General features: G+C 62.3%; 12 protein-coding genes. 5 read left to right on the top strand and 7 right to left on the bottom strand.

What is annotated here, in order from left to right; genetic code table 11:
- Nucleotides 1-34 precede the first annotated feature (34 nt).
- Together GHK62_RS18655 and htpX are read right to left on the bottom strand one after the other, a co-directional pair.
- Entirely contained in the window at nt 35-1,435 is a 1,401-nt protein-coding gene (locus GHK62_RS18655; RefSeq protein WP_153440620.1) for an RsmB/NOP family class I SAM-dependent RNA methyltransferase, read from the bottom strand.
- A complete protein-coding gene (htpX, locus tag GHK62_RS18650; protein ID WP_153440619.1) occupies nt 1,435-2,394 on the bottom strand; it encodes a zinc metalloprotease HtpX in 960 nt (319 codons plus the stop codon). Before htpX ends, GHK62_RS18655 begins: the two co-directional genes overlap by 1 nt.
- A gap of 120 nt (nt 2,395-2,514) precedes the next feature.
- Here htpX and GHK62_RS18645 point away from each other — a divergent pair, with 120 nt between their 5' ends.
- A complete protein-coding gene (locus GHK62_RS18645) occupies nt 2,515-2,766 on the top strand; it encodes a DUF1674 domain-containing protein (RefSeq protein ID WP_167528291.1) in 252 nt (83 codons plus the stop codon).
- A 309-nt stretch (nt 2,767-3,075) separates the two neighbouring features.
- On the opposite strand, the gene acs is transcribed toward GHK62_RS18645, so the two are convergent.
- Complete coding sequence (gene acs / locus GHK62_RS18640; RefSeq protein ID WP_153440618.1) at nt 3,076-5,025, bottom strand: acetate--CoA ligase; 1,950 nt, start codon at nt 5,023-5,025, stop codon at nt 3,076-3,078.
- Nucleotides 5,026-5,324: 299 nt separating this feature from the next.
- Here acs and GHK62_RS18635 point away from each other — a divergent pair, with 299 nt between their 5' ends.
- Entirely contained in the window at nt 5,325-6,023 is a 699-nt protein-coding gene (locus GHK62_RS18635) for a DUF1013 domain-containing protein (RefSeq protein ID WP_153440617.1), read from the top strand.
- Between the two features lie 196 nt (nt 6,024-6,219).
- Here the strand turns inward: GHK62_RS18635 and GHK62_RS18630 are convergent, their stop codons facing one another.
- The 4 genes from GHK62_RS18630 to GHK62_RS18615 form a co-directional block, all read right to left on the bottom strand.
- Nucleotides 6,220-8,127 (bottom strand): AMP-binding protein, encoded by a 1,908-nt coding sequence (locus tag GHK62_RS18630; protein ID WP_153440616.1) that lies wholly within the window; start codon nt 8,125-8,127, stop codon nt 6,220-6,222.
- 200 nt (nt 8,128-8,327) lie between these two features.
- Nucleotides 8,328-9,815 carry a hypothetical protein gene (locus GHK62_RS18625; RefSeq protein WP_234886956.1) on the bottom strand — a complete coding sequence of 496 codons (1,488 nt, stop codon included), beginning with the start codon at nt 9,813-9,815 and terminating at the stop codon, nt 8,328-8,330.
- A 54-nt stretch (nt 9,816-9,869) separates the two neighbouring features.
- On the bottom strand, nt 9,870-10,679 hold the full coding sequence (locus tag GHK62_RS18620; RefSeq protein ID WP_234886955.1) for a right-handed parallel beta-helix repeat-containing protein: 810 nt from the start codon (nt 10,677-10,679) through the stop codon (nt 9,870-9,872).
- A gap of 404 nt (nt 10,680-11,083) precedes the next feature.
- On the bottom strand, nt 11,084-11,743 hold the full coding sequence (locus tag GHK62_RS18615) for a YggS family pyridoxal phosphate-dependent enzyme (protein WP_153440615.1): 660 nt from the start codon (nt 11,741-11,743) through the stop codon (nt 11,084-11,086).
- A 206-nt stretch (nt 11,744-11,949) separates the two neighbouring features.
- Between GHK62_RS18615 and leuS the strand changes: the two genes are divergently transcribed.
- The 3 genes from leuS to holA are packed head-to-tail and all read left to right on the top strand — an operon-like array spanning nt 11,950 to nt 16,159.
- Nucleotides 11,950-14,580, top strand: coding sequence for a leucine--tRNA ligase (gene leuS / locus GHK62_RS18610; RefSeq protein ID WP_153440614.1), 2,631 nt, complete (start codon nt 11,950-11,952; stop codon nt 14,578-14,580).
- A complete protein-coding gene (locus tag GHK62_RS18605; RefSeq protein ID WP_153440613.1) occupies nt 14,567-15,112 on the top strand; it encodes an LPS assembly lipoprotein LptE in 546 nt (181 codons plus the stop codon). Before leuS ends, GHK62_RS18605 begins: the two co-directional genes overlap by 14 nt.
- A 12-nt stretch (nt 15,113-15,124) precedes the next feature.
- Nucleotides 15,125-16,159, top strand: coding sequence for a DNA polymerase III subunit delta (holA, locus tag GHK62_RS18600; RefSeq protein WP_153440612.1), 1,035 nt, complete (start codon nt 15,125-15,127; stop codon nt 16,157-16,159).
- Nucleotides 16,160-16,377: the final 218 nt, after the last annotated feature.

The following is a 16,377-nucleotide window of genomic DNA, read 5'->3' as shown; positions in this document are numbered from 1 at the left end:
TGACGGCGGCCATTGCGTCGACATCGGTTGATCTTTAGGCACGCTTGCGGCGAAGCACCGCGGCATAGAAACCGTCGAGCCCGCCGGCGAATGGTGCTGCAAGCGGCAGCATGGCGGGCGTCGTGCGAAACTCGCCGAGTTCTGTGATCGCCTCGCCGAGACCCGGCCAATCGGCAGCAGCAATGGGCACGCGTTCACAATCCTCGCCGTCGCCGACGACGCGCGCGACAACCTCCTCGCCTTCGCGCGGATCGAGCGAGCAATTGGAAAAGACCACCAGCCCGCCGGGCTTCACCACGGTCAGCGCGTGGCGCAGCAACCGCTCCTGCAGCCCGGCAAGCTTCTCGACGTCCTCCGGCCCCTTCGTCCAGAGCACATCCGGATGACGGCGCGTCGTTCCAGTAGAGGAGCAGGGAGCGTCGAGCAGCGCCGCATCGAAGAGTTCCTCCGGTTGGAAGTCAGCCATGTTGACTTCCTTCGTCCGGGCCTCAAGCCCAAGCCGCGCGAGGTTGGTCTTCAGGCGCCGCAAGCGGCTTGACGACTGATCGAGCGCCGTCACGTTTGCTCCGGCGAGGATCAGCTGTGCCGTCTTGCCGCCCGGAGCCGCGCAGAGGTCGACGACGCTCTTGCCGGCCAGATCGCCGAAGAGGCGCGCCGGAATCGAGGCAGCCGCGTCCTGGACCCACCACTCCCCTTCCGAAAATCCCGGCAAAGCCGGAATGGTGCCCGAGAAGGTTCCAAGCCGGACCGAACCGGTCGGAAGAACCGTGCCCGCGAGACGCTCGGCCCAGGCGTCGGGGTCTGACTTCACCGACAGATCGATTGCGGCCGAAATCTCTTGCGCCGCCGATATGCGCTCGGCCTCGTCCCGGCCGTAATGTACCACGAGCCTTTCGTAAAACCAGTCCGGCATTGCCGGAATGGTTTTCATCTTGTCGAGAATGGCGTCCTTTTCGCGCGAGAGCCGGCGAAGAACGGCATTGACGAGACTCGCGAAACGGCGATTGCGCGGATCGCCCTGCGCCTGCTCCACGGCAAGGTCGACGGCGGAATGATCCGGAATGTCGAGATAGAGAATCTGCGCCGCGGCAACCGTCAGTACGTGATCGAGCGCACGCGCCCCTTCCGGCAGCGGCGTCTGCAGCAGAGAATCGATTGCCGCCCGAATGCGTGGCAGATGCCGGAGCGCCGAATTGAGGATGGCGCGCACCAGCGCCCGATCGGCGTCATTGAGTTCGCGATAGACCGGATTGCCGTGCTCCTGGTCGAGCATGCCGTCGAGAGAGGTCTTGCGGTCGACGACGGCCGCCAGGATCTTCGCCGCCGCCTGGCGGCTCTTCAACCCCGGCTTCTCCGCCATCGCGGCACCGGTGCGGCTCGGCGCTGCCTTCTGAGCTCGGGTTCGTTTCGGGCGTGAATCGTTTTTCTCGGGCATCAGGACCAGGGACCTTTGGGCGGTTCGGAACCACCGCGACCCCAGCCAGTTTTCGGGACAGAGCGCGATTTGCGCACGGGATTATCAGTGCGGACCGCCGGCGTCGAGCCCGTCGACATCCCACGTGCCATCTCCTCCAGCGCCGCCACGCGATTTTCGGTATTCGGATGGGTCGAAAAGAGATTGTCCATCCGTTCGCCGGAAAGCGGATTGATGATGAACATATGCGCGGTCGCCGGGTTGCGCTCGGCGTCGTCATTGTGGATCACGTGAGCGGCACCGGCGATTTTCTGCAGTGCCGAGGACAGCCAGAGCGGATTGCCGCAGATTTCTGCGCCGCGCCGGTCAGCGGAATATTCGCGGGTACGGCTGATCGCCATCTGCACCAGCATCGCCGCGAGCGGCGCGACGATCATCGCGACAAGGACGCCGATGAAGCCGAGCGGATTGTTGTTGTCGCGGTTACCGCCGAAGAAAAAGGCAAAGTTGCCGAGCATCGAAATCGCGCCGGCAAGCGTCGCCGTCAGCGTCATCGTCAAGGTGTCGCGATATTGGATATGCGCAAGCTCATGCGCCATGACGCCGGCGACTTCCTCGTAGGAAAGCGACTGCAAGAGGCCGGTGGAGGCGGCGACCGCGGCGTTCTCAGGGTTGCGGCCGGTGGCAAAGGCGTTCGGCTGCGGACTGTCGATGACATAGACACGCGGCATCGGCAAACCGGCATTCTGCGCCAGGCCGCGGACGATCCCGTAGTATTCGGGCGCGGTGCGTTCATCGACCTCCTGGGCCCGGTACATGCTCAAGACCATGCGGTCGGAATTCCAGTAGGAGAAGAAGTTCATGCCTGCGGCAATGACAAGGGCGATCATCATGCCGCCTCGGCCGCCGATGGCGTAGCCGACGGCCATGAAGAGGACGGTCATGACGGCAAGCAGCATTGCGGTGCGCATGAGGTTCATGGATGAGCTCCAGGCATATTTGTCTCGTCATCCGTTCGGCGATGGAATCCAGGCTGTTCCGCCCGTTTCTCACGAACGTTTCACGTGAATCAGGGTTTCCGTTCGCACGGAACCGCTTATATGATGGGTATAAACCCGACGCTCTTCAATATCACGGAAATCCGGGATCCCATGCAGAACGACAACGACAATTCGCCCGACCGCCCCAAGCGCCCGCTGCCGCCTGCCGCCCTTCGTGCGCTGAAGGAGGCGGAGGAGAGAAGACGCGCTGCGGAACCACAAGTCATGCCGACCGAGCTTGGCGGCCGCGGGGGCCTTGATCCGGCGCGCTTCGGCGATTGGGAGATCAAGGGTCGGGCGATCGATTTCTGAGGCGCCATGTCTCGATAGAGTGAATCATCATTTCATCGGCGATTCGATGACGCTGCGGAGATCGTAGCTTGCTGGAGTCGCCTCTCGGCACGTCAAATATCTATACGACTCCGGCTAATGAAGCGGTGCCCGACGTTTCGGATCGTCACTGCTCAAATTATCCGAGGCGGCTCCTCGCCCTAGCCCTCTCCCCGCATGCGGGGAGAGGGATTTTGGCGCCGGGCGGTGCCTCGAGTCTCCTTCGCCCCGTGAGCGGGAGAAGGTGGCCGGCAGGCCGGATGAGGGGCAGCCGTACCCCTTATACTCAAATCACGCCCGATTCTGGCGGTTGGCAATCAGGTCGTCGACCACCGCGGGATCGGCAAGCGTCGAAGTGTCGCCCAGAGAACCAAAGTCGTCCTCGGCGATCTTGCGGAGAATGCGCCGCATGATCTTGCCGGATCGAGTCTTCGGCAGCCCGGGTGCGAACTGGATCTTGTCCGGCGTGGCGATCGGTCCGATTTCCGAGCGGACATGCTTGACGAGGGCCTGGCGAAGATCGTCGTTGCCGGTCTCGCCGGCCATCAATGAGACATAGCAGTAAATGCCCTGTCCCTTGATCGGGTGCGGATAGCCGACGACCGCCGCTTCCGAGACGAGATGGTGCGAGACGAGCGCCGACTCGACCTCGGCCGTGCCGAGGCGGTGGCCGGAAACATTGAGCACGTCATCGACGCGGCCGGTGATCCAGTAGTAGCCGTCCTCGTCGCGCCGGCAGCCGTCGCCGGTGAAATACTTGCCCTTGTAGGTGGAGAAATAGGTCTGAATGAAGCGGGCATGGTCGCCATAGACCGTCCGCATCTGGCCGGGCCAGCTGTCGGTGATGCAGAGATTGCCGTCGGCCGGACCCTCGAGCACATTGCCCTCGTTGTCGACGAGTTGCGGCTGGACGCCGAAGAAGGGCCGGGTCGCCGAACCGGGCTTGAGATCGGTCGCGCCCGGCAGCGGGGTGATCAGGATGCCGCCCGTTTCCGTCTGCCACCAGGTATCGACGATCGGCGAGCGCTGTTCGCCGACGACATTGTAGTACCATTCCCAGGCTTCCGGATTGATCGGTTCGCCGACGGTGCCAAGCAGGCGCACGGACGAACGCGAGGAGCGCTTGACGAACTCGTCGCCGGCACCCATCAGCGAGCGGATCGCCGTCGGCGCCGTGTAGAAGACGTTGACCTTGTGCTTGTCGATGACCTCCCAGAAGCGGCCGGCATCCGGGAAGTTGGGCACGCCTTCGAACATCAGCGTCGTCGCCGCATTGGCGAGCGGGCCGTAGACAATGTAGGAATGGCCGGTGACCCAGCCGACATCGGCCGTGCACCAGTAGATATCGCCGTCGCGGTAGTCGAAGACATATTCATGCGTCATCGACGCATAGACGAGATAGCCGCCGGTCGTGTGCAGCACGCCCTTGGGTTTGCCGGTCGAGCCCGAGGTGTAGAGGATGAACAGCGGATCCTCGGCCTTCATCTTCACCGGCGGGCAGTCCGGCTTCACGGTCGCGATTTCCTGGTGGTACCAGAGGTCGCGCCCTGGTGCCCAGCCCGTCTTCCCGCCGGTGCGGCGCACGACCAGTACCTTGTTGACGATCACGTGCTGCTTGGCCGCAATATCGATCGCCGTGTCGGTGTTTTCCTTGAGCGGAACCGGTTTGCCGCCACGCACGCCTTCATCGCAGGTGATGACGAAAGTGGATTCGCAGTCGACGATGCGGCCGGCGAGCGCGTCCGGTGAGAAGCCGCCGAAGACGACCGAATGGATGGCGCCGATACGGGCACAGGCGAGCATCGCATAGGCCGCTTCCGGAATCATCGGCATGTAGATGGTGACGCGATCGCCCTTCTTGACACCATGCTTCTTCAGCACGTTGGCGAGACGGCAGACCTGATCGTAAAGCTGGTTATAGGTGATCTTCTTGTCGATGTAGGGATTGTCCCCCTCCCAGATGATCGCGGTCTTCTCGCCATGGGTCTTCAGATGGCGGTCGATGCAGTTGTAGGAGACGTTGGTAATGCCGTCCTCGTACCACTTGATCGAGACTTTGCCCTTGAAGGACGTGTTCTTGACCTTGGTGTAGGGCTTGAACCAATCGATCCGCCTGCCATGCTTGCCCCAGAACTTGTCCGGATCGGCAACGCTCTCCTCGTACCACTTCAGATAGTCAGCGTTGTCGAGCAGCGTCCGGCTCTTGGCGGATTTCGGAACCGGATAGGTCTTTACGGACATGTGTTTCCTCCCTGAGCATTCCTCGCCAGATCACGTTTGTGATCGTTTCTTAATGACAGCGGGGGCCGGCGGAAAACCGCACACACTTTTCCCCCTCCGGGACGACACTCCTAGCCGCCCATGGTTCCGTCACAATTCATAGCAGGTCAAAACCCGCCCGCAATTAGACAAAAGGACATCGCCACTGAAAGAATTGCAATTTCGCGACAGTGACGGTATAGAGGCGCTCAATTCCCGGAAATCAGTGGTAGACTCCACGGCCCGCGACACCGGCGCGGACGGACAAAAGGACTATATCCATGGCTCAGCAACTGCTTATGCCCAAGGCAACCGCCGTCTGGCTTGTTGACAACACAGCGCTGTCATTCGACCAGATCGCGCAGTTCTGCAAGCTGCACCCACTCGAAGTGAAAGCGATCGCCGACGGTGAATCGGCGCAGGGCATCAAGGGCCTCGATCCGATCGCCACCGGTCAGCTTTCTCGCGACGAGATCGCGCGCGGCGAGGCAAACCCGAACCACAAGCTCAAGCTCTCCGAACCGAAGGTTCGCGTTCCGGACTCCAAGCGCAAGGGCCCGCGCTACACGCCGGTCTCCAAGCGCCAGGACCGTCCGAACGCCATCCTCTGGCTTGTGCGCAACCATCCCGAGCTGAAGGACGCGCAGATTTCGCGGCTTGTTGGCACGACGAAGACGACGATCGAGCAGATTCGCGAGCGCACCCATTGGAACTCGGCCAATCTGACGCCTATGGATCCGGTGACGCTCGGCCTCTGCTCACAGATCGACCTCGATCTCGAAGTCGAACGCGCCTCCAAGGGCCGTCCGCTGCCGACAGCAGCCGAGGCGGGTGCGACACTGGAGGCAGCACAGGAGACCGAAAAGCTCGGCTACAACTTCGACCGCGAGGAAGAGAAGGAAATCGACGCCGACGCCGTCTTCGCCAAGCTGAAGTCGCTGAAGTCGGATCGCAAGGACGACGAAGACGACGATTATTGATCGCCACTTCGGCGATACGATGCAGAAACCCGGACCTGCTGTCCGGGTTTTTTGTTGGCAGTCGCATTAATTGAAGGTGCGGCCGCGCGATCTGCCCCGCGTCATTTCCCTTCGCCCCGCTTGCGGGGAGAAGGTGGCGGCAGCCAGATGAGGGGCAAATGCGCAACCCCTGCGATAAAGCTTTGAATCCAAAACTTTATATGCCGATGCCTTTCGCGTGCAGCGCTTCGGTGATCTCGTCGAGGATCGCCGGATCATCGATCGTCGCCGGCATCTTCCAGGGCTGGCGGTCGGCAATCTTCTGGATCGTCGCCCGCAGGATCTTGCCGGAACGCGTCTTCGGCAAACGCTTGACGCAGATCGCCGTCCTGAACGCGGCAACGGGTCCGATCCGCTCGCGCACGAGCGAGACGACTTCCCTTTCGATTTCCGACGTTTCACGGGAAACATTGGAATTGATCACCAGGAAGCCGGCCGGAACCTGACCCTTGAGCGAATCGGCGATGCCGATCACCGCGCATTCCGCCACGTCCGGGTGGCTGGCGCAGACCTCCTCCATCGCTCCGGTCGACAGCCGATGGCCGGCAACGTTGATGATGTCGTCGGTGCGCGCCATGATGAAAATGTAGCCTTCGTCATCGACATAGCCGGCGTCCGCCGTCTTGTAGAAGCCGGGATATTCGTCGAGATAGGCCGCGTGGAAGCGGTCGTCGGCGTTCCACAGCGTCGGCAGGCAGCCGGGTGGGAGCGGTAGCTTGACCACGACATTGCCCAGCGTGCCCGGCCCCACGGGGTGCCCGGCATCATCGAGCACCTGAACGTCGTAGCCGGGCAGGGGAACGGCCGGGGAGCCGTATTTCACCGGCAGCAGCCCTAGGCCCAACGGATTGCCGGCAACCGGCCAGCCGGTTTCCGTCTGCCACCAGTGATCGATGACCGGAACGCCAAGCGCCCGCTCGGCCCATTGGATCGTGTCTGGATCCGCCCGCTCGCCCGCAAGATAAAGCGCCCGGAAACGCGAGAGGTCGTAGCGGAACACATGAGCGGCTTCTGGATCCTCCTTGCGGATCGCGCGCAAGGCCGTCGGCGCCGTGAACATGACCGCGACGCCGTGCTCGGCGATGATACGCCAATAGGTGCCGGGATCTGGCGTGCCGACCGGCTTGCCTTCGAAGAGGACGGAGGTGTTGCCGTTGAGAAGCGGTCCGTAGACGATGTAAGAATGCCCGACCACCCAACCGATGTCGGACGCAGCCCAGAAGACCTCGCCGGGCCGCACGCCGAAGAAATGCTCCATCGACCATTTCAACGCGACCATGTGGCCGCCATTGTCGCGTACGACTCCCTTAGGCTGGCCGGTGGTGCCGGAGGTATAGAGCACGTAAAGCGGATCGGTCGACGCGACCGGGGTGCAGGGCACCTCTTCGCCGGCCTCCTTCGCCGCTGCGAGCGCCTCGGCAAAGTCGATGTCCCGACCCGGAACCATGTCGGCGGCCAGCATCTCGCGCTGAAAGATCAGGCAATAGGCCGGCTTGTTGGCGGCGATCTCGATGGCCGCATCGAGAAGCGGCTTGTAGGCGACCGTGCGTCCAGGTTCGAGACCGCAGCTCGCGGAGACGACCAGCTTCGCCTGGCAATCGTCGATGCGCACGGCCAGCTCGTTTGCGGCAAAACCGCCAAAGACGACCGAATGCACCGCGCCGATGCGCGCGGCGGCGAGCATTGCCACTGCCGCCTGAGGGATCATCGGCATATAGATGATGATCCGGTCGCCCTTGCCGATCCCGAGATTGCGGTAGACTGCCGCCATCGCCTTCACGTCGGCGAGCAAATCGGCATAGGAGATCTTTTCGGTCCGGCCCGTGACGGGGCTGTCATAGATGAAGGCGGGCTGCGCCGCCCGGCCGCCTTCCACGTGTCGGTCGAGACAGTTGTAGCAGGTGTTCGTCACGCCATCGGGAAACCAGTGCCCATAGGTTCCGAGTTCAGGCTCGAAAATGCGCTCGGGTGGCTGGAACCAGTCGATCGATACGGCTGCATCGGCCCAAAACCCTTGCGGATCGGCCTTCCACGCGGCATACACTTCGGAATAGCGGCTCGCCATATCCGTTCTCCTCCCACTGACCTTTCCCGGACAAAGCCCGGCTCCTCGATCAGAGAAAATAGGCTAACGAGGGCAAACGAGAACCCCGACGAAAGGGTAAGACGGTTTCCTACAGCGCCGCGCGTCCCAACCGGCGCACCCGTTCCGCTATCTTTTCACCCGTTGATGAGATCGTCCCGTCGAACGGCTGCGGAGGCTCGTCAACGCGAGCCGCGCCCGCTGAACAGTGCGCCCAGTCGAACGGCACCGACTTGCCTGATCTTTCGTATCGCGCGGCGGGGATCGGAGATTGCCTCACCGGCAATCCTCGCACGGTCGCGCCAATCGCCGTACCTATTGATCGGCAGCGCCAGTAATTCCGGCCAGGTCTGCTGAATGGCGCGAAAGATCATGCCGTTATTGCGCCGGACCGAAGGCGGAAGCGATAGCATCGCCGCATAGATCTTCCGGCATATCAGCGGATTTACCTCGGCCTGCGAGGGCATCGCGTAGGACTGGCAAAAGGCCCAGCAGCTCATGCGCAGTTCCATATAGGCAAGGTCGAGCAGGAAAAGGCTACGGTGATGCTGCAAGGGCTCGAGCCACTCCCGAACCTCTGCAAGCAGCCGCGGATGCTGCGGCAGTTTCAGGCGCGAGACGATTCCCGTCTCGTCGATACCTGTGTCCTCTTGCGAATCCAGCCACAGGAACCCACGGCCGATCTCGCCCCCCAGGCCGCCGAGGAAGATCCGCCCGTTGAGGGATTCCACGCTCGGATGCATCGTCATGTTCGAGCCTGTGACACAGTGGCCGACGCGCATCTGCCAGGCACGCGCCCCCCGATCGTCAGCTTGCCTGTACGGCAGCAGCCGATGTCTCAGCTTGAACCGTTTGGCCAGCTCGCTGGCGCGTGTGACATCCAGCTTGGCGCCGGGAGCATCGACGGTGACGAAATCAATTTCCCCGTGAAATGCTCTGCAGCAAGCGAGCATCAGCCGCGTTTCGTTGCCAGACGTCAACGCCATGCTTGCGCGCCCTGACGCCTGCAGAGGCTGGATGATGCGCCGCGTCTCGTCGATAATCGTGGCGATGGCCGCATCGACATCCGCGACTTCCTCGATCTCGCCACGCGGCCAGTGCCGTATCGGCGCCATCGTATCGAGATCGAGATAGTGGTTGCACATTAGGCGACGAACGCCGCGATGGGCGGTCATTCCTGCGGGAAACCACCCATGTTGATCGAGGAGAAGTCCGCGATAAAGATCGAGGTCAAACCGCTCGTCATATTCGGCTGCCGTGAGAAGCAAAGGGGTGGTGGCGGCAGCAACGCCCGACCGCGGCTCGTAGACAAGGGATTTGCTGCCATTGGCATCGAGATAGATACGGCGGACGTCACAGGCATCGAGAACGAATAAGAAGCTGCCCGCCAGGCGATAGATATGATCCTCGATCAGTAGATCGAGATCGCGGGCCCGATCGAATTCGGCATCGAGCTTATGCGTTCCCGTGACGATCTGTTGCGTTTCGGGATCGATTGCCATCCCGAGAAGGAAACCGACGCAGCAATCCGTCCGATCGAGGACCGCGACCACCTCCAGTTCCTCGAACGCATCGACGCGAATACTGGTCAGTTCGTGCCGGACCGCGATCGGCAAGGGGGGGCGATCGTCGCGCGTGACTCGAAACTGCCCTTTGAAGTCTGAGGGCAACCACACATCATCCTTCCGTCGCTTCTTCATCGGCATGCGTGCCAGGCCTTTCGGTCAAGGAAAAGGGGAACGCAGATCGTGGTCCCAGACGTTATTCCCGAATTCACCCGGGTGATCCGGCGAGAAGGCGGTCATTTCGCCATAAATGCCGCAATGCCCCTCCCTTCCGTACACAAGGGACAGACGATTGCTGACAAAACGAATGTGCCCTTCGGCGGGTGCGAATGCGCCAGTATCTCCGCCATAGAAACAATAGGACCCGCCGGAGAGCAGATTGCGCGAGACCGAAACGTTCCTGGCGGACGCGAAATCGGAATAGACGACGATCGGTGCCGATACGGCCTCCTGCGAAAGAAGTACGGTATTCATATCGAACACCACGTTCGATGCACCTCCATGCGTCGAGAGCCCGGAGTGGTGGTCGCCGGGACGATGGCCAAGATCGTGAATGAAATTGCCCTGCACCAATGCGTCGTTCTCGACGGTGATGCCATTCGACACGTTCCAGATGTTGTTTCGTCGAATGACGAGCCCCTTGGCACTGCCATAGACGTCGCTGATACCCCGGTCGGCTCGTTCCTCAGGAAGACCGCTGCATCCGAGAAGATTGTTTTCCACGCGCGCTCGATCGGCGCGGTATCCGTCCTCAGGGCGTCCGGCCCGGATCGCGACAATCGCATCCGCCTTGCAGGCGAGAACCTTGCTGTCGCGCAGCGTGACGTCCGGGGCATCGATGACAACGGGTCCGTGAACTTCCACCGCGGCGATCGTGGCGCCAGCGTCGACAGCACGCAGCCTTCCGAAATCAGGCTCCCAGACCCAACCTGCACCGGAAGTGAGATCCTCCGGAACACGTCTGAGCATAGTACCTGGCGAAGGGCCCGTATTTGTCGCATCGGGCAAGCCACAGAGCGATGGCGCCGCAGCGCAATTCGTGCGGTCGGGCGCCGGAAGTGTGTCCGCCGTCTGGCTACTGGTAGAAATGGAACCGCCTGCTAGGAACAGAACAGCGGCCGCGGAGACGGTCTGCCCGGCGCGCTGTAAATTCGGAATCTTGCAAGAAAAGCTGCCTTTCAACCGGTCTACTCCGCATAGGGGCGCCGCGAGCGTACGTTGACCTCCCGCGGCCTCCGGTCGCCGCCAGATCCGTTCGTGTCATGCAAGATAGTCGCAGGCCCGGCTGTAAGCGCAAGTATGCCGATTGGATGAAGGATCTACCTACGTAGAGTGTATCCCAGGCAGATAGGATGGGCCGCCGGCAGGCAGCCTCAGCGCGCCCCGAAGATCGCCGAGCCTACCCGGACGCTGGTGGCGCCGAAGGCGATTGCCGTTTCGAAATCGCCGGACATGCCCATCGAGAGCTTGTCGAGACCGCATTCGCCGGCAAGCTTTTGAAGCAGCGCGAAATGCGGGCCGGGGTTCTCGTCGACCGGAGGAATGCACATCAGGCCCTCGATCCTCATTGCCAGCTCGCCGCGGCAGAGTTCGACGAAAGCGGCAGTATCTTCCGGCGCGACGCCGGCCTTCTGCGGTTCCAGACCGGTGTTGACCTGGACATAGAGGCGAAGGATGCGGCCCTGCCGCTTCATCTCGGCGGAGACCGCCCGGGCAATCTTCTCGCGATCGATCGTCTCGATGACATCGAAGAGGGCGACGGCGTCGGCCGCCTTGTTCGACTGCAGCGGCCCGATCAGATGCAGTTCGACATCCGGCGTCTCAAGACGGAGCGCTGGCCATTTGAGCTCTGCCTCCTGGACGCGATTTTCGCCGAACACACGCTGGCCGGCAGCAATGGCCGGACGGATCGCGTCAGCATCGAAGGTTTTCGAAACGGCAACAAGGGTGACGGCATTTTCGGCGCGTTTTGCCGCTTGTTCGCTGGCGCGAATCCGGCTCACGACATCGTTCAACCGCTCCTGCACTTCCATCCTTGTGCTCCCACGTCCGAAGATCACGATAAACCTGCTCTGCGGCTTAGTGAAACTTGCGATGCTTGCCAAGGCCTAAACATGGCCAAAGTGCTCTGCCAACCCCTTCAAAACTTGACGCTCAGGCGGTTTCGTGATGAAGGTCACGCCAGCTATCATGAGGGTGCCTGGGCGCCCCCCAGAATTTCCGGAACATCGAAAAAGACATGGCCACCGAACGATATAATCCGCGCGATGCCGAACCGCGCTGGCAGCAGGAATGGGAAGCGGGCAAGGTCTTCGAGACCAGCAACGACGATCCGCGCGAAAAATACTACGTGCTCGAGATGTTCCCCTATCCCTCGGGCCGCATCCACATGGGGCACGTGCGCAACTACACCATGGGCGACGTCGTTGCCCGCTACAAGCGCGCCCGCGGCTTCAACGTGCTGCATCCGATGGGCTGGGATGCGTTCGGCATGCCGGCGGAAAACGCCGCCATGGAACGCGGCGTGCATCCGGCGAGCTGGACCTATCAGAACATCGCCTCGATGAAGGCGCAACTGAAGGTGATGGGCCTGTCGCTCGACTGGAACCGGGAGTTCGCCACCTGCGACCCGGCCTATTACCAGCGTCAACAGCATCTCTTCCTCGATTTCCTCGAGAAGGGTCTCGTCTACCGCAAGCAATCGAAGGTCAATTGGGACCCGGTCGACAACACCGTGCTCGCCAACGAGCAGGTGATCGACGGCCGCGGCTGGCGTTCCGGCGCTTTGGTGGAGCAGCGCGAGCTGACCCAGTGGTTCTTCCGGATCACCGATTTCAGCCAGGACCTGCTCGACGCGCTCGACAGGCTCGACCAGTGGCCGGAAAAGGTCCGGCTGATGCAGAAGAACTGGATCGGCCGCTCCGAGGGCCTGCTGGTGCGATGGGAGCTCGATGCTTCGACCGTTCCGGACGGCACGACGGAACTGACCGTCTATACGACACGCCCCGACACGCTCTTCGGCGCCTCGTTCCTGGCGATTTCGGCGGACCATCCGCTCGCCAAGGAAGCCGCGGCCAAGAATGCTGAAATCGAAGCCTTCTGCGAGGAATGCCGGCGCGCCGGCACCTCGCTCGCAGCGCTCGAAACGGCCGAGAAGAAGGGCATCGACACCGGCATTCGCGCCAAACACCCGCTCGATTCGACCTGGGAGCTGCCGGTCTACGTCGCCAATTTCGTGCTGATGGATTATGGCACCGGCGCCATCTTCGGCTGCCCTTCCGGCGACCAGCGCGACCTGGACTTCGCCCGCAAATACGGCCTGCCGGTCGTCCCCGTAGTGATGCCGAAGGAAGCCGACGCGGCAAGCTTCACGATCGAGAACGAAGCCTATGTCGGCGACGGGGTGATGATCAATTCGCGCTTCCTCGACGGTCTTTCGACCGAGGAAGCCTTCGAGACGGTCGCCTCGCGGCTCGAGAAGGAAATGCTGGGCGCCACGCCGCGCGCGGAGCGGAAGGTCAACTTCCGCCTCCGCGACTGGGGCATCTCGCGCCAGCGTTATTGGGGCTGCCCGATCCCGGTTATCCATTGCGGCGACTGCGGCGTGGTGCCGGTGCCAAAGGCGGACCTGCCCGTGACGCTGCCGCCGGACGTGACCTTCGACAAGCCCGGCAATCCGCTCGACCGGCATCCGACCTGGCGGCATGTAGCGTGTCCGCAGTGCGGCAAGGACGCCCGGCGCGAAACCGACACGATGGACACGTTCGTCGATTCCTCCTGGTACTTCGCGCGCTTTACCGCGCCCTGGGAGGACAATCCGACCGACCCGAAGGTCGCCAACCACTGGCTTCCAGTCGACCAATATATCGGCGGCATCGAGCACGCGATCCTGCACCTGCTCTATTCCCGCTTCTTCACCCGCGCAATGAAGGCGACCGGCCATGTGGCGCTGGACGAGCCATTCAAGGGCCTGTTCACCCAGGGCATGGTGGTGCACGAAACCTACAGCCGCGGCGAGGGTGCGCAGCGCGAATGGATCACGCCGGCCGAGGTTCGCGTCGAGGAAATCGACGGTGAGCGGCGCGCACTTCTGATCGAGACCGGCGAGGAGATCGCCATCGGCTCGATCGAGAAGATGTCGAAGTCGAAGAAAAATGTCGTCGATCCGGACGACATCATCGGCTCCTACGGCGCCGACACCGCCCGCTTCTTCGTTCTCTCCGATTCGCCGCCGGACCGCGACGTGATCTGGTCCGAAGCGGGCGTCGAGGGTGCTCATCGTTTCGTCCAGCGCGTCTGGAGGCTCATCGCCGAGGCAGCGGAAGCCCTGCGCGCGAGCAACGCTTCGCCGGCGAAGGAAGGCGATGGCCTGGCCATCTCCCAGGCCGCGCACCGGACGCTGCGCGCCGTCGAAGCCGACTACGACAAGCTCGCCTTCAACAAGGCGGTCGCGCGGATCTACGAACTCGTCAACGTTCTGGCCGCTCCGCTGACCCAGGTGGCCGACGGCAAGAGCGATCCGGTCGTCACCGCGGCGGTCAAGGACGCCGTTGCGATCCTGATCAATCTGATTGCACCGATGATGCCGCACCTCGCGGAAGAATGCTGGCGGGAAATCGGCGGCGATGGCCTGATCGCCGAGCGCGGCTGGCCGAGCTTCGATCCGGTCCTTGTCGTCGAAAACGAGATCACCCTGCCGGTCCAGATCAACGGCAAGAAGCGCGCCGATTTGACAATTGCGCGCGACGCAGATCAGAGTGCGATCGAAAGCGCCGTGCTCGCTCTCGACGCCGTCAAGGCGGCGCTCGGCGGCAGCAACCCGAAAAAGATCATCGTCGTGCCGCAGAGGATCGTCAATGTCGTTGTCTGATAAAGCTGCCTTTCGCCTCCGGTCGTTTCCGATAGTGGCGGGCAGCCTGCTGCTGACCGCTTTGGCGGGTTGCCAGGTGAGGCCGCTTTACTCCGACGGCCCCACCGGCTCGACATCGGTGGCACTCGCCTCGATCGAGATTTCGGAGGCCGATAATCGTGTCGAGCAGGAGGTGCGCAACGCCCTCGTCTTCCTCACCGCGCGCGGGGCGGGCGAGCCGGTCAACCCGCAGTACCATCTCGCACTCAACGTGTCGCACCGGACGGTGGGTGTGTTGTTCGACACGACGGACAATGACGATGATGACGACGACGCGGGAGCCGGCCGCATCGTCGTGAAGGCGGACTACAACCTGACCAGGACCGCCACCGGCGAAACGGTGAGGGCGGGCAACAGATCGGCCGTCGCACTGGTCGACTTCCCCCAACAGGAATTCGCCAAGGTTCGCGCCATTCGCGACGGTGAGAACCGCGCGGCAAAGGAACTGGCGGAGATCATCGGCGCCGACATCGCAGCGGCCCTCGGCCGCTGATCCGGGGTTCGGATGAGCGAGATCAAGTCGCATGAGTTCGACGGCTTCCTGCAGAAGGCGGCTGGAAGTTACCGGCTTTTCCTGCTCTACGGCCCCGATCGCGGTCTCGTTTCCGAACGCGCCGCACTGCTTGCTTCAAAATTCGGCATCCCGCTCGATGACCCATTTGCCGTCGTCAAGCTCGACGCCAGCGACATTCAGCAGGATCCCGGACGATTGCTTGACGAGGTCAATGCCATTGGCCTTTTTGGCGGCGAGAAGCTCGTCTGGATCCGCGGCGCCTCCACCGAGAAGGCACTTTCCGAAGCGCTGCAGATCCTCGCCGGCGAGCCGCCGACGGGCAGCTATCTCATCATAGAGGCTGGCGACCTCAAGAAGGGAGCTGCCCTTCGAAAGGCAGGCGAATCGGCCCGTTCCATCGCCTCCATCGCCTGCTACAGCGACGATACCCGCAGCCTGCACGCGCTGATCGATCAGGAACTCGCCGAAGCGGGGCTTCGACTGAGCCCGGCCGCGCGCGAGCGCCTGCTCGAATCGCTTGGCGGCGATCGCCTTGCCTCGCGCAATGAGGTTAGAAAACTGGCGCTCTACTGCCGCGGCAAGGAGATGGTCGACGAGGGCGATGTGCTCGATATCGTCGGCGATGCCAGCGCGATTTCCGTCGACGATGCGGTCGATGCGGTGCTGAAGGGCGACGTGGACGCGCTGCTCCATGCCATGAGGAAGATCACGACATCGAAGACGCCGCCGTTTCTCGTGCTGCAGGCTTGCTTGCGACAGTTTCAGCAATTGGACGCCATGCGCGCTGAAATGGACGCCAGTCGCCAATCATCGAGCCAGGTGATCGCGAGCCTCGGGCGAGGCCTGCATTTTCGGCGCAAACCGATTGTCGAAGCAGCACTCCGGCACTGGACCGGACCGGCAATCCGACGGGAAATGAGCCGGCTGCAGGCGACGATCTACCAAAGCCGCACACGGCCGAGCCTGGAAGATAGTCTCGTGCTGCAAAACCTCCTGGCGATAACCGTTCAATCTGCGCGGCGCTAGCGCATCGGCCCGAAAATCGGACTCGATTTTCGGAAAGCACGATGCGTGGAATCAAAGAGTTACAGCGTGTTTTGTGCGTCCTGCTGCATGCTTCCTTAAATCGGAATCGATTTAAGGACAAAATCATGCAGCCATTCAAATTGTTACAGCGAGCTTAGCGCGTCCGATTGGACGCGCGGCGCTGTAAAGGACGCACGGCGCTGTAAAGGACGCACGGC

Source organism: Sinorhizobium terangae (assembly GCF_009601505.1).
GTDB lineage: Bacteria > Pseudomonadota > Alphaproteobacteria > Rhizobiales > Rhizobiaceae > Sinorhizobium > Sinorhizobium terangae.
The sequence above is the reverse complement of the archived record's forward strand: the minus strand, read 5'-3'. Positions and strand labels throughout refer to the sequence as shown.